19 protein-coding genes and 1 pseudogene are annotated in these 22,949 nt (G+C 35.7%); 14 read left to right on the top strand and 6 right to left on the bottom strand.

The window, feature by feature from the left end:
- Together CIB29_RS05635 and CIB29_RS19745 are read right to left on the bottom strand one after the other, a co-directional pair.
- Positions 1-797: IS1634 family transposase (locus tag CIB29_RS05635; protein WP_423241287.1), on the bottom strand; the 797-nt coding region annotated here is incomplete at its 3' end.
- 1,077 nt (positions 798-1,874) lie between these two features.
- Positions 1,875-2,681 carry a DDE-type integrase/transposase/recombinase gene (locus CIB29_RS19745; RefSeq protein WP_242965069.1) on the bottom strand — a complete coding sequence of 269 codons (807 nt, stop codon included), beginning with the start codon at positions 2,679-2,681 and terminating at the stop codon, positions 1,875-1,877.
- Between CIB29_RS19745 and CIB29_RS19740 the strand changes: the two genes are divergently transcribed.
- The 3 genes from CIB29_RS19740 to CIB29_RS05620 all read left to right on the top strand — a co-directional run bounded on the left by CIB29_RS19740 (position 2,634) and on the right by CIB29_RS05620 (position 4,758).
- The gene (locus CIB29_RS19740; protein WP_242965070.1) at positions 2,634-3,095 is read left to right on the top strand and encodes a hypothetical protein; all 462 of its coding nucleotides are present in this window, start codon (positions 2,634-2,636) and stop codon (positions 3,093-3,095) included. The two genes, CIB29_RS19745 and CIB29_RS19740, sit on opposite strands and share 48 nt — an antisense overlap.
- A gap of 384 nt (positions 3,096-3,479) precedes the next feature.
- Positions 3,480-4,097, top strand: coding sequence for a zinc metalloprotease (locus CIB29_RS05625; protein WP_094547611.1), 618 nt, complete (start codon positions 3,480-3,482; stop codon positions 4,095-4,097).
- A 34-nt stretch (positions 4,098-4,131) separates the two neighbouring features.
- Positions 4,132-4,758 (top strand): hypothetical protein, encoded by a 627-nt coding sequence (locus CIB29_RS05620; protein WP_094547609.1) that lies wholly within the window; start codon positions 4,132-4,134, stop codon positions 4,756-4,758.
- A 256-nt stretch (positions 4,759-5,014) separates the two neighbouring features.
- On the opposite strand, the gene istB is transcribed toward CIB29_RS05620, so the two are convergent.
- The 3 genes and pseudogenes from istB to CIB29_RS05605 form a co-directional block, all read right to left on the bottom strand.
- Positions 5,015-5,773: an IS21-like element helper ATPase IstB gene (istB, locus tag CIB29_RS05615; protein WP_094547607.1), complete on the bottom strand. Its 759-nt coding sequence runs from the start codon at positions 5,771-5,773 to the stop codon at positions 5,015-5,017.
- Positions 5,764-7,284, bottom strand: a complete 1,521-nt coding sequence (istA, locus tag CIB29_RS05610) for an IS21 family transposase (protein WP_094547605.1) — start codon at positions 7,282-7,284, stop codon at positions 5,764-5,766. Before istA ends, istB begins: the two co-directional genes overlap by 10 nt.
- A gap of 115 nt (positions 7,285-7,399) precedes the next feature.
- Positions 7,400-7,861 (bottom strand): annotated as a pseudogene (locus CIB29_RS05605) (IS1634 family transposase); the annotation flags it as partial.
- 138 nt (positions 7,862-7,999) lie between these two features.
- On the opposite strand from CIB29_RS05605, the gene CIB29_RS05600 reads away from it, so the two are divergent.
- From CIB29_RS05600 to CIB29_RS05570, 7 genes are all read left to right on the top strand, one after another.
- Positions 8,000-8,218 (top strand): FeoA family protein, encoded by a 219-nt coding sequence (locus tag CIB29_RS05600; RefSeq protein WP_094547603.1) that lies wholly within the window; start codon positions 8,000-8,002, stop codon positions 8,216-8,218.
- 9 nt (positions 8,219-8,227) lie between these two features.
- Positions 8,228-10,075 carry a ferrous iron transport protein B gene (gene feoB, locus CIB29_RS05595; protein WP_094547601.1) on the top strand — a complete coding sequence of 616 codons (1,848 nt, stop codon included), beginning with the start codon at positions 8,228-8,230 and terminating at the stop codon, positions 10,073-10,075.
- A 363-nt stretch (positions 10,076-10,438) separates the two neighbouring features.
- Positions 10,439-10,882, top strand: a complete 444-nt coding sequence (locus CIB29_RS05590) for a Fur family transcriptional regulator (RefSeq protein WP_094547599.1) — start codon at positions 10,439-10,441, stop codon at positions 10,880-10,882.
- Positions 10,883-11,163: 281 nt separating this feature from the next.
- Positions 11,164-13,647, top strand: a complete 2,484-nt coding sequence (locus CIB29_RS05585) for a mannose-1-phosphate guanyltransferase (RefSeq protein ID WP_094547597.1) — start codon at positions 11,164-11,166, stop codon at positions 13,645-13,647.
- A 307-nt stretch (positions 13,648-13,954) separates the two neighbouring features.
- Positions 13,955-15,187 carry a glycosyltransferase family 4 protein gene (locus CIB29_RS05580; RefSeq protein ID WP_094547595.1) on the top strand — a complete coding sequence of 411 codons (1,233 nt, stop codon included), beginning with the start codon at positions 13,955-13,957 and terminating at the stop codon, positions 15,185-15,187.
- 203 nt (positions 15,188-15,390) lie between these two features.
- Positions 15,391-17,055 carry a ribonuclease J gene (locus CIB29_RS05575; protein ID WP_094547593.1) on the top strand — a complete coding sequence of 555 codons (1,665 nt, stop codon included), beginning with the start codon at positions 15,391-15,393 and terminating at the stop codon, positions 17,053-17,055.
- A 127-nt stretch (positions 17,056-17,182) separates the two neighbouring features.
- Positions 17,183-18,124, top strand: a complete 942-nt coding sequence (locus tag CIB29_RS05570) for a quinate 5-dehydrogenase (protein ID WP_094547591.1) — start codon at positions 17,183-17,185, stop codon at positions 18,122-18,124.
- A 5-nt stretch (positions 18,125-18,129) separates the two neighbouring features.
- Here the strand turns inward: CIB29_RS05570 and CIB29_RS05565 are convergent, their stop codons facing one another.
- Positions 18,130-18,312, bottom strand: coding sequence for a hypothetical protein (locus CIB29_RS05565; protein ID WP_094547589.1), 183 nt, complete (start codon positions 18,310-18,312; stop codon positions 18,130-18,132).
- Positions 18,313-18,580: 268 nt separating this feature from the next.
- On the opposite strand from CIB29_RS05565, the gene CIB29_RS05560 reads away from it, so the two are divergent.
- The 4 genes from CIB29_RS05560 (at position 18,581) to lgt (ending at position 22,911) form a co-directional block, all read left to right on the top strand.
- Positions 18,581-19,210, top strand: coding sequence for a YhcN/YlaJ family sporulation lipoprotein (locus CIB29_RS05560; RefSeq protein WP_094547587.1), 630 nt, complete (start codon positions 18,581-18,583; stop codon positions 19,208-19,210).
- Positions 19,211-19,414: 204 nt separating this feature from the next.
- Positions 19,415-20,686 carry an EF-P 5-aminopentanol modification-associated protein YfmF gene (gene yfmF / locus CIB29_RS05555; RefSeq protein WP_094547585.1) on the top strand — a complete coding sequence of 424 codons (1,272 nt, stop codon included), beginning with the start codon at positions 19,415-19,417 and terminating at the stop codon, positions 20,684-20,686.
- Positions 20,687-20,707: 21 nt separating this feature from the next.
- On the top strand, positions 20,708-22,003 hold the full coding sequence (gene yfmH / locus CIB29_RS05550; protein ID WP_094547583.1) for an EF-P 5-aminopentanol modification-associated protein YfmH: 1,296 nt from the start codon (positions 20,708-20,710) through the stop codon (positions 22,001-22,003).
- Positions 22,004-22,131: 128 nt separating this feature from the next.
- Entirely contained in the window at positions 22,132-22,911 is a 780-nt protein-coding gene (gene lgt, locus CIB29_RS05545; protein WP_242965063.1) for a prolipoprotein diacylglyceryl transferase, read from the top strand.
- The last annotated feature ends 38 nt before the right edge of the window (positions 22,912-22,949 follow it).

Genomic DNA, 22,949 nt, shown 5'->3' with positions numbered 1-22,949 from the left:
TCAAAGTCAGAAATAATTTTCTTTTCTAATGGCTTTAAAGTCAGTTGTTCATTCATATTCCCTTTGTTAATGCTGAAAGCCAGAGGGATTCCATCTCCGTCCATAAACAGTCCCATTTGAATGATCGGATTGGGTTTGTGATCTTTAGAAGGACCATATTGCTTGTCGCCATCCTCCTGTTCAATTTCAAAAAAGTAATTGGTGCAATCATAGTAAAGAATACCGGTATTTCTTTTGGAAACCTTCAGGCTGTTTTCATACAAGGAGGACTGGATAAAATCTGTCTCCTTAGCAAGGAATTCAAGAGCTCTGTATATTTGATGCAAATCAAAATTCGGCTGCTCGATAAATTTTTTAGAAAGCTCATATGTAGCAAGTTTAGAGGATGGGAAGATCACTCTACTATAAATCAATCTTGAAAGAATAGAATTCATGTCAAAATCAAATTTATATTTTTGTGATATTTCCTTGCAAATCTTATGAAGTCCGAGTTCATGGTATATTTTTTGGAGAAATAGATAACCACCGTTAAAAGAGCGTTGCTCATCTTTTGGAATAATTTTAGACTGCTCGAAAGGAACAAGTATTTTTCGTGTTTGTTCCTTTTCTTTTTCATTTAATTTTCTAATATATTCTTTAGCCCACTCATATGGATCTGCGCCATTGAGTTTTTCTCTTAGTTCAACTTCGGTTCCAAGTTTTTCGACAGTAATGGTTCGTTCTTTTTTATTTATATAAACAGTTTTTGTTACATACAGTGAAGCTGAATTTTTCGAACGTGATACCTTTAATCTCATAAGCAATCCTTCAATCTGCTTATATTATATCATATTACGCACGGGTCTTTGACAGTTGCAACTTTTCAAACAGTGCTCAAAGCCTTGAAAATAGCACATTTTTGTGTCAAATTTGATTTTCTAAAAGTGCGTACTTTCTAGTGATTTTATTATTTTAATCTTAATTTTCAAATCATATCTGTCGATTTGTTAAATGACAGCAAATGCAGCATTAGCAAGGATTTTAAGAAAGTACGCAAATTTTTTATTTAATCAAAAGCCTGAAACCCTTTAATATCAAGCTTCATCAGGCTTCTTCTATTCGCCAACTGTCAAAGATGGGATTATATCATATTACGCATTATCACGCAATATAAAAGAGAAAAAATTGACAAAAAAATAAGCCTAAATCAAGGCTTTTGGGGATTTTTTCTCTATTCAACTGTCAAATACCCGATATTAATGCTTTCGGGGTATGTCACTTCTAAACTTGCTGCAAAACTGGGGATATAAAAATCAAATGGTAAAATAGTGAATTTATATTGACAAAAGTATCAATGAATTATATTATATACATTAAATACAAAATAATTACAAATGTGTAACGATTTATATTATTTTGTTTTTAAGTGGCTGCTTAAAATAAATAACCCTTAAACCAGTGCAGCCATAGGAAAGTTGGCATTGGTTTGAGGGTGTCTGTACTCCTTGTACAAATGTGGTATGGAGCTTATATAGATTATATACCACAGTGGGATATTTGTGCAAGGGAGAATTTTAAAGAGGGAGTGTTTAGATATTTTATTTTAATGCTCTGTTATCCTAACACAAAATAAATTTGGTAGTGTTAACTAACTTATGAAAAATCAGATTTGGCTGAGTTGGGACTAAATTAACATAAGATTGCACCTTGAAAAGAGAAAATATACCTAAAAAGGCAATAGAAATACTCCTCCAACCTCTTAAAAGAGCATAACAATGCGGATTCAAAGCCTGTCAAGAGGTCATTGCCTTCGAAGAAGGAGCATTTGACAGTCTTTGAACCGCATGTTTGAAGGTAATCAAGAGGTTGAAGGAGTAAGAGTGCTACCGCCTGTTCTATGCTGTCTGCCGTGACAGAATAAACTGCTGTGATAATTCTATCAGCTTTTGCCATTTACCAGGCATGTTTGGGATAGACTCAAGTTCTGGTATAGAGTTAAGTGGCTGCCAGTAGGTATAGGAGTGTGGACGCAGGAAGTTGTAGTAGGCTACAAATAGTGAGACATGCGTATTTGAGCCTTCTCCACTACCATAGCCGTTTGTGACCTGGTAAGAGCGTTTGAAGGTTCTATTAAGGCGTTCAATGATCTGCTTAAACCAGCGATATTCTGTGGAAACAGGGTCATCATTGGTGAGGCCGATTACCTGTGTGAGGTCAAAATCCATGCCCTTGAGCATGAACTGCTGTTGTGCAAGCTTGTATGCGGTGTAACCGTCAGAAACAAACTTAAGGGCCTTGCCAGGGAACTCTTTGAACTTGGCAAAAGCCATACGCATAGCCAGGATGCAAGGACCTACATCCCTTGTACTGGATACACGATAACCCAGGATGGACTTTTTGAGTGCGTCCATGATGAACCAGACATAATGCTTGATACCCTTGACTTTGATGTAGGTTTCATCGGCCGCAAGGTAGTTGGTGGGTTTGTAGTCGTAGTTGTCAACAAAGGGTTGAACCAGGGCAGCGGCGGTTTTGGCGTATTTGCTGACCATAACATGAGAGATTTTAACGCCGTGTATCTCCCAGAGTGCCCGGGAAGTAGCGCGTGTAGACAGACCGAGGTTGACAAGGTATGTCAGGCATAGGCCAAGGACGTGAGGAGAAAAGTTGCGAAATGTGAGATTTACGCAGCCCTTAGGCATGGTGCTCAAGTCAACCTTAAAATAATCTATGGTGAACTCACGATAGATGTAGTGGAGCTTGAATTTGTGCTTGTCTTTCTTATATTCCTCAAGGTCTTCCGGGGAAAGGTTTTTGAGGGATTGAAGATAAAAAGGGCACTTTTCATTAACACACTTGTGAATGTTGAAGTATTTGCGTTCCTTCTTTTTCACAAGGATTCTGCCGCAATAAGGGCATACCAGGGCCCCGATTTTGAAATCTTTCTTATCCTTGTTGAACCTAAGCCCGCAGACCTTGCACAAAAGCTGACCACGGCCGCCGGTATTGTCATAGAGGTATATATGAGGAGCACCGCAGCGATGGCAGACAACATCATGGGGAACAGGGTTTTTACCGCGGGATTTGACAGGTTTGAGTTCCTTGCCGTGTTTTAATTTATAGTCACGAAGCAGCTGCTTGTAGTCAAGCTTCTCCGGCTTTTTGATGATAGGCAATCTGTCCACAGTAAGCTTGTTATACTTAGGATTGGCAGCATCATACTTTGGGGACTTTATAGGTATATTTTTCACAATAAACAAGAGTAATTGATGAATTTGAGCAAGTAGGAATTGATTATATGCTACTAAAACTGATATAATTGAGTTCAAGCAATGACACTTCCTTTCTGGATTTTGTTGTTTGGCGACTCAATTATACCAGAAAAAAGGGGGTCATTGCTTTTTATTTTGAAAAAACTTTGAAACCCTTGATAAATAAAGTTTTTAGAATCTATTTAAGTATAAATAGATTAACACTACGAAAGGGAAGGTGGTCGAAATATGAAGATTAAGGGTAAATCTGTTTTAGTAATTGTGATTCTATTAATCAGTATGCTGTTAAGTTCAACTTCCTACGCATATGTGATAAGTAAAAGGTGGTCGATACCTTCAAGCGGATCACTAGATGTTTATTATTCCATGAGTAGTAATTTTAGTACTGATGGTAAAAACTCTTTTAGCTATGCTAACACATCGTGGAATAATGCTGGTGGCAAAATTAAAATTTATAGGTTGACAGCTGATAACTCGGCTACAGATGCCAGTAAAAACGGTAAAAACGAGGTTTTTAAAAAAGACCTAGGTTCAGATTATCTAGCACTTATTTCATACTGGACGTCATCTGGAAAATGTGTTGAGTTTGATATAGCTTGGAATAGTAACTCTGCTATTCAGTGGTCAAACTCTGGCAGTTCTGGCATGTATGATGTTCAAAATTGTGCAGCGCATGAACTTGGACACGCATTATTTGCAGGGGATGTATATAATGATACCGATGTTCAAACCAAATATAAATCAGAATATAAAGACGTAACTATGTATGGCTATATTTCCACTGGTGAAACTAAAAAGAGATCCTTGCATCAAGATGATATTGATGGTTTTAAAGCGGCATATTAATAATTTAGAATGCAAATAGAAAGGAATAATAAAAATGAAAAAATATATCTTGTCCTTATTAGTAGTTAGTTGTATTGCTGTCATAGGATATGGCTTAATTAATTTGGTAAATCAACAAAAAAATACTGACAGTAACACTATAAATATATCTGCGTCATATAGGATGTTTGATCAGGAGCTATTAGTGAATGAATCGGAAATAGCTGTCAAGGGAACTATAGAGAAAGTATTAGATCAAAAATGGAATACCTCCAATAATAAAAAACCCACTGATATAAAAGGCGATGATATGATTTACCGCGATATTATCTTAAAGGTTTCTGAAGTCTTTAAAGGAAATATTGGTGTTGATGAAAAAATAATCATGAGAACCTTTGGAGGTACGGTCGATAATTTTACTGTTCAATTCGACCCACAAATAAACTTTTTGAAGGGTGAAGAAGTAATTGTCTTCTTATCAAATGATGATACTCCATACAATAAGCAAAAGACAAAAGATCATTATAAAATTCTAGGTGGATTACAAGGAATTTATAGAATATCTGGTGATGATGTTCAAAATATTCACGAAAAATTAAATATGGAAGAGTTTAAAGATAAAACAAAAAAATTCCTACTTAATCCTATAGTAAAAAATAAAGATATTAAATCGGATGAATAATTCAAGGCTAGTGCCTGAACTTTTATGTTTCACATAAAGTTTTGTATTATACTCGAGAACTGTAAGCGGTTAACATCTCGTCACATTGACAAGTATTAACCGCTTTTCTTTACATAGCATTTATCTATGAGATTACCCCATGGAAGGGGGAAATCAAACACATTGGGACTATTTTAAAATCAGGACTTGGCTGTTAATGTCAATCAAAAATTGGGCCACTTGCTGGTCTAATTTTAGGCCACCAAAACATGAAAAATTAGTCAGTGTCTTTTTGCTTAGCAAGTGCCTGCTTAAACCGGTAGCTGTTCCCGTTAATGTTCAGTATATGTGCATTGTGGGTGAGCCGGTCCAGTAATGCTGCTGTCATCTGTTCATCGCCCAGCACCTCCGTCCACTTAGGAAATTCAAGGTTTGTGGTGATGATAATGCTACCTCGCTCATACCGGGCGGCACAGAACTGAAACAGAAGCTCTGAACCCATTTTGCTGAAGGGCACATAACCTAGTTCATCCAGGATGATGACGTGCGGTGCCAGCCATTGCTTCTCCAGCCTGTTCAGTCGGTATTCTTGCTGTGCTGCAAGAAGTTCATTGATTAAGCCGGCTGCAGTGTAGAACTTTACTCGTAATCCCTGCCTGCAGGCTTCGTAGCCTAGAGCTGTTGCAATATGTGTCTTACCTACGCCAGAGCTGCCGACAAGGATGATATTTTCTTTCTTCCGTATGTACTCTCCTTGCATAAGCTTCAGTACTTTAGGCTTGTTAAGGGATGGAATAGCTTTAAAATCAAAGTTCTCCAGTGTCTTAATAACTGGGAAGGCAGCCTGCCTGATTCCTCTTTGTATCCGGTTGTTTTCTCGCTGGTGGATTTCTTGTTCGAGAACACAAAGCAGGTATTCTTCATATCCTAGGTTGTTATCTGCTGCTTCTCTAGCAAGAGATTCATAAGTCTTAGCTGCCTGTGGCATCTTTAGCTTTTTAAGATAAGCTTCCAAGAGCATCTTGTTTAGAGGCATTCTGTTGCACCTCCCGACATTAAGGCTTTGTATTTATCTAGGTCAGGAGGAGTTATTTGAACATCAGGTATACCTTGAAGCTTCTCTTTATTTAGATGGATGACTTTATGACTCTTTACAAGCAGCTGTCCTAATATATTTAATACTCCGTCATACCCATATATGTTGTACAGCATAGCCATTTCCAAGGCTTCTGCTACATATGTGGAAGGGTAATCACGATGAAGCATGAGTATCCTTACAAACTCACGGTTGCCTTTAGAATTTCTAGATACTAATATTCTTCGGTACTGTTCATATACTTGCGGTAGTGACTGGGGGTTGTACACCTTAGTATTGCCTAATGCCCTGGACTTTTGAAGCAGCAGTTCAAGGTAATGATCCAGAATGATATTATCCTGGTTTCGTCCATAATTTCTAGGGTGATGTGCTATTACACTATCCTTTAGCATAATGTCAATCTGGTCTGCTGTTGCTCTTACAGTCACTTGTTCATCTACATAGGCTGTAGGTACCGAATACCGGTTGGTTTCAAACTGTACCATTGAATACCTGTTAACCTTGGCTTCCTTGTATCTTGCTCCATTAAACCTGACTTTAGGGAGAGGCCTGAGTGCTGATTTCTCTGCTTCCCACTTCGAATTCTTAGAGAGAAGCTTCAGGCACTCTGCATGCAGGTATTCATTTAGTTCGTCAAATGATTCTACATCAGGATAAGGAACAAAGAACTTTCTAACGGCTTCCTTTCCGGCGCTTTCAACACCGCCCTTTTCGTTGCTGCGAGCTGGGCGGCAGAAGGAAGATTCATAGAGGTAATGTGTCCTTAAGGAGATAAACTGTTCCTGTTCCTCACGGTTGCTGCCTTGTAATACCTTCTTCACGGCGGTCTTCAGGTTATCGTATGTAATCCTGTAAGGCACGCCGTTCATGAATTCGAAGCATTTTATGTGTCCATCAAAGAAGGCTTCCTGCTTCTCGAAGGGGTAAGCTCTTACATAGAAGCCTCCGGAGCCTCTGAGTTTTATAACGAATATGTGTGCTTTAGTTTCTTTGCCCTTTAGGTAGAAGTATGCATCAGTCCAATCAACTTCGGCGTATGTAACGAGTTCAAATTCTAGTGGTAGAAAGGCTTCTCGCTGCTTCTTGTACTCTTTACGAAGATAATCTGTTAGGGTGCTATACCCTCCTGAATAGCCTTCTTCCTTAAGGCGTTCCAGTATTTTGGTTCCAGTATGCTGTTGTTTGCGGTGACGGGTTTTATCCTCTTCTAGAATTTGTTTAATCAAAGGGATATATGGTCTCAGGACCGGGTGGTTCCTTTCTTTGGAGGATTGATACTTTGGGGGTTGTGGTTCATCTAGAGACAAGTATTTTGAGATAGTATCACGATGAATACCTGTTCTTCGATGAATTTCTCTAACACTAAGTCCTTCCATGAAATACATTTTTCTGATATGCGACAGGGGACGGTTCTCTCTTATGCGACAGGGGACGGTTCTCTCTTGTTGCATTTTCTATTATATGATATCCTGACTTTTGCAGCAAAATTAGATAAAAATAGCCCCCAACCTCTTTAAAATAAAGGGTTTTGGGCTTTTCGTTTTTGTCAGAAAGTTGTAGTGAAAATTAAACTTTTTTTGTTTCTCCCAAAATTTTTTTAATATCTCCTAATGTCATAACTTTTTTTCCAAAATCAATATTTAACTCTTTTCCTATGTCTTCAAGAACATCATTATAAAAATCAAAAAGATAATAATTTTCTTGTATATGGCTACAAGATGCTTTGCTAAGGCTATCAAGCATTTCTGGTATAGAATATTTTCCCTTCAGTTTGTATTCCAATATCCTTGCAATTACAAGTGATATGAAGCATGTCAGAAAATGAGCATCGATATGTTCCTTCAACGACAAATATACCGGTCTGCTTTCAAAATCACTTTTTGTAACTTTGAAGGATTCTTCTATCTTCCAAAGTCCACGGTACATATCAATGATTTTATCGTCTGACTCTTTGTATTCACTGGTAACGATAGCATAATAACCATCAAACTTTTCTTCTTCACGCAGTTTTTCTTCGTCAAAAGTCAAGTGCTGACGGACACTAGCAGGTGTCTTTAATATTGACAATCATTATCATTTGGACTATAATAATAATGGAAGATAAATGAAAAATTTTTATAAAATTAATGAGAATGATTATCAATATTGTTGTATAGGGGGATTTCTATGACACTAGATAGGGTAAATAGAGGAGAAAAGGTTGAAATTGTTTCAATACCAGATCCAAATGTTAGGGCTCAGGCGATAAGATTGGGAATATTTGAAGGATCTCAGCTAATTTGTGCAGAAAAATTACCTGCAGGGCCAATCATATTGCAAAATAGGATGCAAGAAGTTGCAGTAGGACGGAGACTGGCTCAAAAAATTAGTGTTAATCGTATTTAGGAGGGCGCTATGAGTACTTGTCACGGCAGTGTTTTAATAAAAGACATAGATCAAGATTCAAAAAAATTGGTTTTAGTTGGGAACCCCAATGTAGGAAAATCCGTTTTCTTTAATTCATTAACAGGATTATATGTAGATGTTTCAAATTTTCCGGGCACAACAGTTGATATAAGCATGGGAAAATATAAAGAGTATACTGTAATTGATACTCCGGGAGTTTATGGGGTTTCTTCATTTAATGATGAAGAAAGAGTTGCCAGAGATGTAATCATTAGTGCTGATATCGTATTAAATATAGTAGATGCTGTCCACCTGGAGCGTGATTTATTTTTAACTCAGCAGCTCATTGATATGGGTAAAAATATAGTTGTGGCACTTAACATGATGGATGAAGCGAAGGCAAATGGGATTAGTATAGATGTTCAAAGATTAAGTGACCTGCTGGGAGTACCGGTAATTCCTACAGTGGCCCTAAAAAATCAGGGATTGGAAGAAGTAAAAAAGCAGATATCTTTTGCACGTCAAGGTAAAAAAATTAAAGATATTGATGGTCTGCTATTACAATATAAGGACAAAGTAAAACTAGAAGCAGAAGCATTACTGGTCCTTGAAGATGACCCAAATGTATTAAGCAGAAATAGTTTGCCCGAAACCGGAATGAGAGAGTTTATCTATAAAAAGCGAAGAGAAAAGGTGGATGATATAATTTCGCAAGTGGTTAGGGATACTACTGAAGGTGCCAGCTTTAAGACAATGTTGGGCAGATATATGTTAAGGCCTTTAACGGGGATTCCTATGTTGTTGATTACCTTGTGGGTTATGTTTGAATTTATTGGGGTATTTGTTGCACAAACGGTTGTTGGAATTACTGAAGAGACAATTATGCTGGGAATGTATCAACCGTTTATAGCATCATTAATCGATAAAATAGTACCTGAACAATCTTTTCTAGGGCAAATTCTCATTGGAGAGTTCGGGTTATTGACTATGACTCCAGTGTATGTTTTAGGTTTATTGCTTCCGCTTGTAGTTGGATTTTACTTTTTACTCTCCATTTTAGAAGACTCTGGATACCTGCCAAGAATTGCAGCATTGGTTGACAGGGTTCTCACAGGGGTAGGTTTAAATGGCAGAGCAATTATTCCTATTATTTTAGGCTTTGGATGCATAACGATGGCAACAATTACTACCAGACTTCTAGGTACTAGAAGGGAACGTATTATTGCAACCGTACTACTAGGCTTGACCATACCTTGCTCAGCTCAATTAGGTGTAATTGCTGGTCTGATTGCACCCCTCGGAATGAAATACTTACTTATCTATATTGTAACTATTTTAGGGGTTTTTGCTCTATCGGGAGCAGTATTAAACAAGGTGCTGCCAGGGGAGTCAAGCGATTTGCTAATCGACCTTCCTCCGCTTAGAATTCCCAGCGTACGTAATGTGCTAAAGAAAACATATACAAAATCTAAAATGTTTATATTTGAGGCTACTCCATTATTTGCTCTAGGTGCTTTATTAATAAGTATTATGCAGGTAACAGGATTTTTAGAGTGGTTACAAGAGGTAATATCCCCACTTACCGTAGGTTGGCTTAAGCTTCCCAAAGAAGCTGCTACTGCTTTTATAATGGGAATTGTAAGAAGAGATTTTGGCGCAGCAGGCTTAAGCAATTTGCCAATGACACCTGCACAGGTTTTAGTATCATTAGTAACTATAACCCTCTTTGTGCCCTGTATTGCTTCAATTATGGTCATATTTAAGGAAAGGACAAAAACCGAAGCAGCATTCATATGGGTAGGAAGTCTTATAGTTGCCTTTGCAGTAGGGGGAGTATTAGGGCAGATAATGATATAAAGTTCCTGTGTGATGATGGAGGTTTTTATGGAAGTTGAATGTAAAAATTGCGGGTATAAATTTGAAAGTGAGCATAATGCCAAATGCCCTCGGTGTAATGCGTCAGTACCAAAATTAAAAGGTTGTGAAAGTTGTAAAGGGTGCTCATTGTTTGGTGGATGTAAAATAAAGAATAAATAATTTTTAATTTTAAATAGTAATACAGGACATTAAACCCTGAAAACGTCGTGGGTGCATTAGGTAAAATGCACCCAAACTTTTTAATTGACATGCTGTAACATTGTAGCATAATATATAAATATGCATAAACTATTTATTGAGGAGTCAACTCATTACCACTACACACATGAGAGGTGATAAAATATGAACAACTTAGGGAATGAGCTTAAGGAACAATTGAAAGAAAACGGATACAAGCTTACCACCCAGAGAAGAGCAGTGCTTGATGTTATCATTGAGCATGAAGGTGAACATTTAAGCACTGAAGAAATTTATGAATATGTAAAAGTAAAATGTCCCGAGATTGGTCTTGCTACTGTTTATAGGACCCTCTTGCTTCTGGATCGTCTGGAGTTAATATATAAGTTGGATTTTGACGATGGTTGTAGTAGGTATGAGTTAAATAAACACAAAGAAGACCACAGGCATCACCACCTAATTTGTACCCAATGTGGAAATGTAGCAGAAGTCGAAGAAGATTTGCTTGACTCTTTAGAAGAAGAAATCTTATTAAAAAATAAGTTCCTAGTAAAGGATCACAGGGTAAAATTTTATGGATATTGTCAGAATTGCAGGGACGATGAATAGTAAGCGAAAACCGTGCCATAAGAAGGCAAAAGGGGCAAGTCAATGCTTTTAATCTTATGGTGCAGTTTTTGAACAATTTTAAAAAGAAGCGATATGGTTTTTCATATCGCTTCTTTTTTTTGATTTTAATTTAAATATAAAAAATACTTCGACATATGCAGTAAAAATTTTTTTAAATTTGACAGTAAATCCTGAAAGATAGAATACAAGATATCGCTTGTGTATATACTAATTAGTGTCTTTCAAACTTTTTTGATACATACGAAGAAAGGGTGAACTACATGAAAGCACTGATTATGGCAGGAGGAGAGGGTACAAGACTTAGACCGCTTACGTGTAATCGACCCAAACCAATGGTTCCAGTCATTAATAAGCCGGTAATGGAACACATTATTAATCTATTGAAAAGTCACAATATTACTGATATTGGAGTTACACTTCAATATATGCCTCAAATTATTCAAGATTATTTTGGAGATGGATCTGCTTTTGGGGTAAATATAAGATATTTTATTGAAGACACTCCTCTTGGAACTGCAGGAAGTGTAAAAAATGCAGAAGAATTTTTAGATGATACTTTTATGGTTATCAGTGGAGATGCACTAACTGATATTAATCTAAGTGAGGCAATTAAATACCACTATGATAAAAAAGCAATAGCTACTTTAGTACTTATGCGTGTGGATGCACCGTTGGAATATGGTATTGTAGTTACCGATTTAGATGGAAAAATAACACGGTTTTTAGAAAAACCGAGTTGGAGCGAAGTTTTTAGTGATACGGTAAATACAGGGATATATATTCTTCATCCTTCGGTACTTAGTTATTTTAAAGCTGGGGAAATGTTTGATTTTAGCAAGGATTTATTTCCGTTACTATTAAATGACGGACAACCTATGTATGGTTATGTGACAACAAACTACTGGTGTGATATTGGGGATTTAAATGCATATCAACAATGTCATTTTGATATCCTTGATGGAAAAGTAAATATTTTTATTGATGCAAAAGAGATTGGAGAGAAAGTATGGGTTGAAAGTAATGTACAAATTGCAGAAGGGGCGCAGATAACAGGACCAGTATTGATAGGAAAAAATACAACAGTAAAAAACAATGCTGTAATTTCTTCTTATACTGTCATTGGAAGTGACAATACTATTGGAGAGTATAGTTCACTAAAGAAAACAATATTGTGGAAAGGTTGTAATGTTGGAAAGAATGTACAATTAAGAGGGTGTACATTGTGTAATAAGGTTCAAATCAAAGAGAATACCTCAGTATTTGAACAATCAATAATTGGTGATGAAACAGTAATTAGGGAAAGAGCAATAATAAAACCTGGTATAAAGATATGGCCATCCAAGGTAATTGAAAGTGAAACAGAAGTAAATGTAAATTTAGTTTGGGGAACAAAATATTCAAAAACATTATTTGGTGAAAAAGGAATAGTTGGTGAAGTGAATGTAGATATTACGCCAGAATTTGCTTCGCGTCTTGGGGCTTCTTACGGAGCGTTATTTAAAAGAGATGCCAGAATAGGAATAAGCAGCGACCATACAAATGTTTCTCAAATGCTGAAGAACTCTTTTATATCAGGGTTATTGTCAGCAGGTGTGGAGGTGTATGATTTTGGGCAGCAGGTTTTACCGGTTACCAGATATTCAGTAAAATTTTTCGGACTGGATGGTGGAATACATCTTGGAACAAAAGCTGATGCCAATGATTCCAAACTATTTATTGATTTTCTTGACTCTCACGGTGCAAACATTAACAGAGGCATTGAGAGAAAGTTGGAGAATACATTTATAAGGGAAGATTTTAGCAGATGCGAAGCCGATACGGTTAAGAGTGTTAAAACTGTCCACGACTTCAAATCTTATTATTTACGAGATATTATAAATAAGGTGAAGAATAAAAATCTAGGTTATAAATTATTAATAGATACATCCTCTGTTTTACTTGAATCTATGTTGGCACCGCTTATGAATGAGCTGGGATGCGAAGTAATCTTTTCAAAATTAGAGATGAAAGATATGAGGACAGGTCGTGCTTTTAAAACTCCAGGACAAATAACTTATCTTTCAAACCAAATTATTTCTAACGGTTCAGATATAGGAGCGATGGTAGAGGAAAATTGTGAAAAGATGATATTAATTGACGAAAAGGGTCGATTTATAAATGAGGAAATGTTTATAGCTCTTGTATCTTTAATCACTCTAAAGACAATGAAAGGGGCCACCGTAGTTGTTCCAATTTCTGCACCTAGTGTAATAGACCGTATGGCAACTGAATATGAAGGGAAAGTATTAAGAACAAAAACATCTCCTTTAGAGATTATGGGAAAGATGGTTGTTAATGGTGGGCAGGATACTTTAATGAATGAGCAGTTTGTTTTAAATTTTGACGCCATTGGCAGCATTGTTAAAATAATGGATTTTATGAGAAGTAACAACGTTAAGCTATCTGAGCTTATAGACGAAATACCTTCTTTCCATATCACTAAGAAAGAAGTAGAGTGTCCATGGAATGCAAAAGGAAAGGTAATAAGGCAAATTATTGAGGAAAGTAATAATGAAAAAATAGAGCTGATGGAAGGGGTAAAGATATATAAAGACGGTGGATGGGTATTGGTGCTGCCTGATTCAGAAAAGCCTGTGTGCAAGGTAATTGGAGAAGGTTATTCTGAAGAGTTTGCTGAATCACTGACCGATGCTTTTGTTAACCGGGTAAAGGAGATAGGACAAAATTTTAGTTTAAGTATATAAAAATTTGCGATTTGTCTTTTACAGGGTAGCATAAGTGTGAGATTAAACCCCAGGTAAATGAAATATATTTTACCTGGGGTTTAATTGCTAAATCCAGGTTTAATCTGTTTTTATATAGGTATTCTTTAAGGAGAAAGAGTAAAAAATATAATATATATTTACTGATAATGATTTTACATGGCAGATAAAGTAAATAAGTTCACAGTTCACGGTTCACAGTAAAAGCTATTAAATCGTTTACTACTGTGAACTGAGAACTGTTAACTGTGAACTATATATAAAAGTTATAATTCGAAAGGAGAAAAAAATGAGGGTTTTAATGCTTTCATGGGAGTACCCTCCACGCATTGTGGGAGGAATTTCAAGAGTTGTGCATGATTTGGCCCAGAAATTGGGGCAGCAAGGGAATGAAATTCATGTTGTTACATGTTGGGAGCCGAATACTAGAGAGATTGAAAAGGATAAAAATGTTATAGTGCATAGGGTGCGTGAATATGAACTAAATACAAACAATTTTATAGATTGGGTAATGCATTTGAATTTTGCTTTATTAGAATATTCGATAAGATTAATCAACAATATAGGCGGAGTGGATATAATTCATGCTCATGATTGGATTGTGGCTTATGCATCAAGAGTTTTGAAACATTCTTACAAAATTCCATTGGTATGTACCATACATGCGACGGAACATGGACGAAACCATGGCATTCATAATGATATGCAGAGTTATATCCATAATATAGAATGGTGGCTTACCTATGAATCCTGGAGGGTAATATGTAATAGCTACTATATGAAAAATGAGATCAGGAACATTTTTCAATTGCCTGAAGATAAAATACATGTTGTTCCTAACGGGGTTAGCATTGATAAATTTAATGATATTAAAAGGGACTACTTATTTAGAAGGAACTTTGCCAGTGATCATGAAAAGATGATTTTTTTCGTAGGCAGGCTGGTTCAGGAAAAAGGTGTTCATATTCTTATAGATGCAATTCCTAAGATACTTGCACATTATTATGATGTTAAATTTGTTATTGCGGGAAAGGGACCTGAACTTGATTTCTTAAGAGAAAAAGCTAACTGGATGGGAGTAGGAAACAAAGTTTATTTTACAGGATATATAAGTGATGAGAATCTGCACAAGTTATACGGATGTGCAGATATAGCAGTCTTTCCAAGCCTTTATGAACCTTTTGGCATTGTTGCACTAGAAGCAATGGCTGCTAATATCCCGGTTGTAGTAACCGAAGCAGGTGGACTGGGTGAGATAGTAGAGCATGCGCAGGATGGAATGAAGGCATATACTGGCAATTCCAATTCCTTGGCGGATTGTATAATTGCACTATTATACCATCCTGATTTATGTGATAAAGTTAGAGTTAATGCAATAAATAAAATTAAAAACAGCTATAACTGGGGCTCGATTGGTAAACAGGTATTATCAATATATAATCAGATAATAAACGAATACAAACAATCACAATGGGCACATGAAGAATTTCAAAGTGTGTTAAAAGAATCCATAACTAAATAAGAAGTGAATGCAGCAGCAATTAGAAATAGGTTTCATTGGGAGTTAATAATAAAAAAATGGTAAAAATATTAAAAGAGTATTTATTTGATTATAAAATATTGTTATAATGTTAAAGAGTATCTGCGTGGACGGTAAAATGCCTCTTAATCAAATGATTATTTTAATGTTATTATAGACAAGATATATGCAATGGAGGTAGAAACGTGTCAAAGAAATCAAAACTTAAAATCATTCCTTTAGGGGGTCTGAATGAAATTGGAAAAAATATTACAGTTTTTGAATATGGTAATGACATTGTAATTTTGGATTGTGGCCTGGCTTTTCCTGAAGATGAAATGCTCGGAATAGACCTTGTTATTCCTGATGTATCTTATTTATTAAAAAATAAAGAAAAGGTAAGAGCAATTGTACTTACTCATGGCCATGAAGACCATATAGGAGCATTACCGTACATATTAAGAGACCTTAATGTCCCTGTATATGGAACTAAGCTTACTTTAGGACTTGTGGAATACAAACTTAAAGAGCATGGTTTGTTGTCAAATGTTAAACTGGTAACTATTAAGCCCGGAGATGAAATAACTTTAGGTGCCTTTAAGATAGAATTCATAAGATCTACTCACAGTATTGCGGATGCTGTTGCAATTGCGTTACATACTCCGGTGGGGATTATCGTTCACACCGGAGATTTTAAGGTGGATTATACTCCTATCGAAGGAGAAATGATAGACCTTGCCCGCTTTGGACAGTTGGGGAAAATGGGTGTGCTTGCATTAATGGCTGACAGCACCAATGTTGAACGGCCGGGATACACCATGTCAGAAAGAACAGTAGGTGAAACTTTTGAGGAGATATTCAAATACTGTGACCAGAGGATACTGGTTGCAACATTTGCATCCAATGTTCACAGGGTTCAGCAGGTTATTAATGCCGCTGTACGTTATGGTAGAAAAGTTGCAGTCAGTGGAAGAAGCATGCAGAATGTAGTAAATGTTGCTATAGAGTTGGGGTATATGACTGTACCTGAAGGTGTACTTATAGATATCGATGAGATTAATCGGTATAGAAACAATCAAATTGTAATTGTGACAACGGGAAGTCAAGGAGAGCCTATGTCTGCGTTATCTAGGATGGCTTTTTCTGACCATAAAAAAGTCGAGATTGTTCCGGGAGACCTGGTAATTATATCGGCCAGTCCTATTCCCGGAAATGAAAAGCTTGTTTCAAAAGTAATTAATGAATTGTTTAAGAAAGGTGCAGATGTTATATATGAATCCCTGGCAGATGTACATGTTTCAGGACATGCATGCCAGGAGGAGTTAAAACTCATTCATAGCTTGATAAAACCAAGGTTTTTTATTCCTGTTCACGGTGAATATAGGCATTTAAAGCAACATGCTAATTTAGCAGAAAGATTGGGAATGAAAAGTCAGAATATATTTATTATGGATATTGGTAAAGTCTTAGAATTAACCGAGGATTCTGCCAGAATTGCAGGAAGTGTTACCGCCGGAAAGGTGCTGGTAGATGGATTGGGTGTGGGAGATGTTGGTAATATCGTACTTCGCGATAGAAAGCATTTGGCTCAAGACGGTCTGATTGTTGTAGTTGTAACAATTTCAGGTGAAAATGGATTAGTAATAGCAGGTCCGGATATTATTTCCAGAGGATTTGTTTATGTAAGAGAATCAGAGGACCTAATGGAGCAAGTACGGGGAGTTGCAAAAACAGTACTTGGAAAGTGTGAGGAAAAGAAGATTACAGACTGGTCCACCATAAAGTCTAATCTAAAAAGCAGCTTGAATGAATATTTATACGAAAAAACAAAAAGAAAACCAATGATTCTTCCTGTTATAATGGAAATATAAATTTATAATGAGTGGTGAATAGTGGGGAGTGGGGGAGTAGAGATATTACCTAGTCCTCATTATTTTTGTATAGAGAAATGAGGTGTTGGAGAAAATAATAAATACACTATACAAAGGAGGTTTTTACTTGAAAACTATTGTAAGTGTAAGTATTGGCTCTTCCTTAAGGAATCATCGTGTAGAGACAGAAATACTAGGTGAAAAATATACCATAGAACGTATTGGAACAGACGGAAACATTAATAAAGCAATTGAATTGATAAAAGAATTAGATGGGAAAGTGGATGCTTTTGGATTAGGTGGTATAGACTTATATCTTACCGGAGCAGACAGAAAATTTATGATTAAAGAGGCAATTCCAATTGTAAAGGCAGCTTCAAAAACACCGATAGTAGATGGATCCGGGTTAAAAAATACTTTAGAAAAAAGTGTGATTGAATTTCTCAATGGGCAGAAAATAATTAACTTTTCAAATAAAAAAGTACTTTTAGTTTGTGCCATAGATAGATACAAAATGGCCGAAGCTTTTATAAATCTTGGATGTAATACAATTCTTGGAGATCTTATTTTTGCCTTGGGAATTCCTATACCGATAAAGAGCTTAAGAGTATTTAGACGGGTAGTAAATGTTCTCCTACCCGTTGTATCCAGGTTACCTTATGATGTATTGTATCCTACCGGTCAAAAGCAGGATTCTCAGGTTGGGAATAATAAATTTGAAAAATATTATTATGATGCTGATATTATAGCCGGTGATTTTTTATATATTAAAAAGTATTTGCCGTTAGATTTATTTGGAAAAATTATTATTACCAACACTATAACAAAAGAAGATGTAGAAATGTTAAAGAACAGAGGGGTTAGTATGTTGGTTACTACAACGCCTGAGTTTGATGGAAGATCTTTTGGTACAAATGTAATGGAAGCAGTATTATTAGCAGCATCAGGAAAGAAAGCCGAACAATTAACTCCACAGGATTATATTGGTTTGATTAAAAAAATAAACTTTTTACCTAGGATAGAGTATTTAAATAATATAGAAAAATTAAACGAAGGTAAAGCACATTGAGTGCTTTACCTTCGTTTTCCTTTTAGAAGGTATCCCCAGAAAAGTCCTTTAATAAACGCTATACCAACTAATCCATATAACATCATTCTCTTTTTCGTAGCTACAGCTGAATCAGCAGCAGATTTCTGCCTGTTCTTTTTCATATAAACTCGGTAATGCTTTCTATTATTAGCATGATCTGAAACCATGAGACTGCCTCCTATTTCAGTGTAAAGATTAAGATTGAGATTAAGCATGCTTTGATAAATTTAATACTCAATCTTAGTTTGAAAATAGTTCATAGTTTGCAGTTCTTGGTTGGTAGTAAAAACATTAATTTTAAGAACTATGAACGTTTTCGTTATTAGTATTCATCTATTCTATTTATTTATTTAACATAATTCTTAGATGATCTGGTAAAAATATTTATACTAAAAATCTATATTATGAAAACAATATAATACGGAGGTGATTTGAGTGAAGAATAAATTTATGAAAATAATGACATTAATCTTAATTTTTATGCTTATCGTAACGTTTGTAGGGTGTAGAGTAGCACAGAGACCTATGCCGAATCAACCCGATACGCTTAGAACACCTGGAGCACCAGCCAGATATGGTACACCCGGCACACCAACTACACCTGGTAAAATAGGAACACCTGGTGCACCTGGTACGGCCCTTGATAGGCTTGGTACACCCGGTGCCCCCGATACACCTTATGCGCCTGGAAGAGTAGGAATAAATAATAATGCGCCAACAGCTACTGATGCAAATAGAACGGCACAGTATATAGCAAATCAATTAAGTGCAATGGAACCAATAGAAAGGGCGACTGTCGTGATAAGTGGCAATACAGCCCTTGTGGGAATTGATATTGTAGACAATTACTATAAATATGATGAAGAAGAATATTTAAAGGATGATCTTGTTCAAAAGGTTAAAAATATGGCACCCGGAGTAACAAATGTAGCTATTACCGAATCGCCTGACTTATATCAAAGGATTAGCAATCTGTCCAGGGACATGGCAAATGGAAGAGTGATACAGGGATTAACCAATGAGTTTACTGAAATTGTTAACAGAATAAGACCTTCTGTAAGATAGTAAACAGTTAAAGCCATGCATAATTCTATGTGTGGCTTTAACTGTTTATTATTTTTTATTTAAAATCTGATGAATAAATTTATCAAATTATGGCACAATCTAAATAAGATATGTTATAGTATAAAAAGATAAAAATAAGAGGCACTTTTTCAGCGCTTTCAAACTCATTGTTGCCAAATAAATTTGACTGGGAGTGTGACATCAGTGAATATTGTTAAAAAATTAAATTTAAAAGAGGGAATCAATCTATATTGTATTCCCCTGGAAAAATTTAAAACCTATACGGTAAGTATTTTTATTCATAGGCAACTAACAAAAGAAAATGCTACAAGAAACGCACTATTGCCCTACGTATTAAGAAGGGGATGTAAAGGATTCCCTAATTCTCAAGCAATAGCTGAATATCTGGAAAATTTATATGGTGCAGCGTTTGATTGTGGTATAAATAAAAAAGGTGAAAGTCAGATACTCTACTTCAGCTTTGAAGTAATTGATGACCAATATATTTCAAATGATGGAGGATTACTGAAGAAAATTTTGGAGTTTGCCCAGACTCTGGTATTTAACCCTATTACCGAAGGTGGGGTGTTTAAGAAGGAATACGTGGAACAGGAGAAAGAAAAATTAAGAGATTTAATTAAAGGATTAATTAACAATAAGATGGTTTATGCGGTAGAACGCTGTTATCAGGAAATGTGCAAAGATGAACGTTTTAGTATTTATGAACTAGGTAATATAGAAGATTTGGAATTAATTGATGAGAGGAATCTTTACGAATACTATACGTCAGTTATACGTTCCAGCCCGGTTGATATTTTTGTAACAGGCAGAATAAATGAAGAAGAAGTATATAATCTTGTTAAAAGCTTGTTTGATATTAATTTAGAGCAAAAACTTGAGTATCCATCTACAGAAATTGTTTCACAAGTAAAATCTGTTAAAAAGATAGACGAAGAATTGGAAGTAGCTCAAGGAAAACTTTCTTTAGGATTTAGGACAAAGGTTTCACCCCGGGACAGAGATTACTATTCCTTAATTGTTTACAGTGGTATCTTGGGGGGAGGTCCCCATTCCAAACTATTTAATAATGTAAGGGAAAAATTGAGTTTAGCATATTATGTGTTTTCACGGTTGGAAAAATTTAAGGGGCTTATGCTGGTCAGTTCGGGAATAGAAGTACAGAACTATCAAAAGGCATTGGATGAGATATTAAAACAGGTAGATGAGATAAAAAATGGCAATATTACAGACTATGAATATGAGTCTACAATAAATAGTTCCATTAATAGTATAAGATCATTAACAGACAATGCATTTCATATGACAGACTATTACTTGAGCCAGTTTGTGGGAGGCACCAACGATAGTTTCGAGGATTTGATTCAAAAAATTTCTTTGGTAACGAAAGAAGATGTAATATCAGTAGCTCAAAAAATAGAGTTGGACACTATTTATTTTCTTAAAAATAAGGCTTAAGTGAATTGGGAGGAATATTTAATGGAATTAAGACAATATGAAAGTCCAGTATTAAAAGAAATAATGTATCATGGAGTAGATAAAAGCGGTTTAAATGTCTATATATTACCAAAAAAAGGATACAGCAAAAGTTATGCTGTTTTTGCTACACATTACGGTTCTATTGATAGTAAATTCGTAGTACCCGGGGAGGACCACGTGACCGAGGTGCCGGATGGGATTGCACATTTTCTGGAACATAAACTGTTTGAAGAAGAAGAAGGAAACGTGTTTGATAAATTCTCACGTTTAGGGGTTTCAGCGAATGCTTTTACCAGTTTTAATACTACCGCATACCTGTTTTCCTGTACGGATAACTTTTATGAAAGCTTGGACATATTATTAAATTTTGTACAAAACCCTTATTTTACCGAAGAAAGTATACAAAAAGAGCAAGGAATAATAGGCCAGGAAATCCGGATGTATGATGATGATCCAAATTGGAGAGTGTTTTTTAATTTTCTTGGCGCATTGTATCATGAACATCCAGTAAAAAAAGATATTGCCGGAACCATTGAAAGCATTAGTAAAATAAATAAAGACATATTATATAAATGCTATAATACTTTTTACAATCCTTCTAATATGCTTCTGTTTGTATTAGGGGATGTGGACCCCAAAGAGGTAGGGGAGCATGTAGAGCATAATTTGAAGATAAGAGAGCCTCTAAAAAATGAAATAAAAAGACTATATCCTGAAGAGCCACCTACCATATATCAACAAAAAGTGGAACAAAATTTAAGTGTATCCATTCCGTTATTTCAAATGGGGTTTAAAGATACCGATATTGGTTACGGGGGCTCCCGGTTACTGAAAAAAGATATTATTACACGGATTTTGCTGGAAATGATCATGGGAAAAAGTACTCCTTTATACCAAAATCTATATGAACAAGGTTTGATTAATGATACTTTTGAAGTTGATTTTAATGCAGAGGTAAACTATGGGTTTACTATTTTTGGAGGAGAATCCTTTAACCCTGAAAAGGTTCAACAGGAAATGATTAATGAAATTAACAGATTACAGCGTGATGGGTTGGATGAGAAGGTCTTTGAGAGGATTAAAAAAGTAATTTTTGGAAGGTTCCTGAGACAATTTAATAGTGTAGAAAAACTGGCAAATACTTTCGTAGCCAATTTATTTAGAAATATTAATCTTTTCGATTATATTCAAACCTATGAGTCAATAACTTTTAATGATGTTAAAGAACGCTTTACAAATCACTTTAAAATTGATAATATGGCATTGTCTGTTATAAAACCATATGAATCGAATTGAAAATTGAGAATTAAGAAATTTTTAAAATAAAACGGGCATGGAACCGGAAATGTGCTACATGTAAAGTTCCTGACAGATTGTGCCCATAATTATGCATTCTCAATTCAACAATAATTGGGGGGATTATAATGCAACCGATAAGATTTCCAGGACTGGGGCTGGAATTTTTTATAGACCGTACAGCTTTTACCATCTTTGGATTACCCATATACTGGTATGGTATTATTATTTCAACCGGCTTCTTATTAGGTCTTATGATTGCTATATTTGAAGCTAAAAGGACGGGATTGGACCCTGAGATTATTATGGATGTTGCTCTTTATGGTACGCCTGCAGCGATAGTGGGGGCAAGATTGTATTATGTAATTTTTTATGGCAATTTAAGTGAAATATTTTTGATAAGACAGGGTGGGTTAGCAATATATGGGGCCATTATAGCTGCCCTCATTTCTACCATCATATATTGCAAAATAAAAAGAATAAATGTCTGGAAAGTATTTGACATAGGGACTTTAGGACTTATAATTGCACAAGCTATAGGAAGATGGGGTAATTTTGTAAATCAGGAAGCCTACGGTGGCCCTACATCACTACCTTGGAGAATGGAGATATATGATGCGGAGGCTCAGGCTAGAATAGCGGTACATCCGACTTTTCTATATGAATCGTTATGGAACCTGCTGGGTTTCGTGTTTCTTATGTGGTATCGGAAGAGAAAAAAATTTGAAGGCGAGATGTTTTTATTGTATGCCTTCTGGTACGGATTGGGTAGATTCTGGATTGAAGGGTTAAGAACAGATAGCTTATACTGGGGAAGTTTTCGGGTATCGCAGGTTGTTGCTGCAGTATCTGTAATACTAAGTATAGGCCTTATGATTTCATTTAGAAAAAAGACTAGCAACATCTAGGCGTAATAATTTATATTATGTCGATATAAAGCGAAAAT

The sequence above is a fragment of the Petroclostridium xylanilyticum genome (assembly GCF_002252565.1).
GTDB classification, from domain to species: domain Bacteria; phylum Bacillota; class Clostridia; order SK-Y3; family SK-Y3; genus Petroclostridium; species Petroclostridium xylanilyticum.
The sequence above is the reverse complement of the archived record's forward strand: the minus strand, read 5'-3'. Positions and strand labels throughout refer to the sequence as shown.

Coding starts and splice junctions, on each gene's coding strand:
- CIB29_RS19745 (WP_242965069.1), bottom strand. CDS start 2,681: ATGCCTAAGGGCTGCGTAAATCTCACATTTCGCAACTTTTCTCCTCAC.
- CIB29_RS05625 (WP_094547611.1), top strand. CDS start 3,480: ATGAAGATTAAGGGTAAATCTGTTTTAGTAATTGTGATTCTATTAATC.
- CIB29_RS05620 (WP_094547609.1), top strand. CDS start 4,132: ATGAAAAAATATATCTTGTCCTTATTAGTAGTTAGTTGTATTGCTGTC.
- istB (WP_094547607.1), bottom strand. CDS start 5,773: ATGCCTCTAAACAAGATGCTCTTGGAAGCTTATCTTAAAAAGCTAAAG.
- istA (WP_094547605.1), bottom strand. CDS start 7,284: ATGCAACAAGAGAGAACCGTCCCCTGTCGCATAAGAGAGAACCGTCCC.
- CIB29_RS05600 (WP_094547603.1), top strand. CDS start 8,000: ATGACACTAGATAGGGTAAATAGAGGAGAAAAGGTTGAAATTGTTTCA.
- feoB (WP_094547601.1), top strand. CDS start 8,228: ATGAGTACTTGTCACGGCAGTGTTTTAATAAAAGACATAGATCAAGAT.
- CIB29_RS05590 (WP_094547599.1), top strand. CDS start 10,439: ATGAACAACTTAGGGAATGAGCTTAAGGAACAATTGAAAGAAAACGGA.
- CIB29_RS05585 (WP_094547597.1), top strand. CDS start 11,164: ATGAAAGCACTGATTATGGCAGGAGGAGAGGGTACAAGACTTAGACCG.
- CIB29_RS05580 (WP_094547595.1), top strand. CDS start 13,955: ATGAGGGTTTTAATGCTTTCATGGGAGTACCCTCCACGCATTGTGGGA.
- CIB29_RS05565 (WP_094547589.1), bottom strand. CDS start 18,312: ATGGTTTCAGATCATGCTAATAATAGAAAGCATTACCGAGTTTATATG.
- yfmH (WP_094547583.1), top strand. CDS start 20,708: ATGGAATTAAGACAATATGAAAGTCCAGTATTAAAAGAAATAATGTAT.
- lgt (WP_242965063.1), top strand. CDS start 22,132: ATGCAACCGATAAGATTTCCAGGACTGGGGCTGGAATTTTTTATAGAC.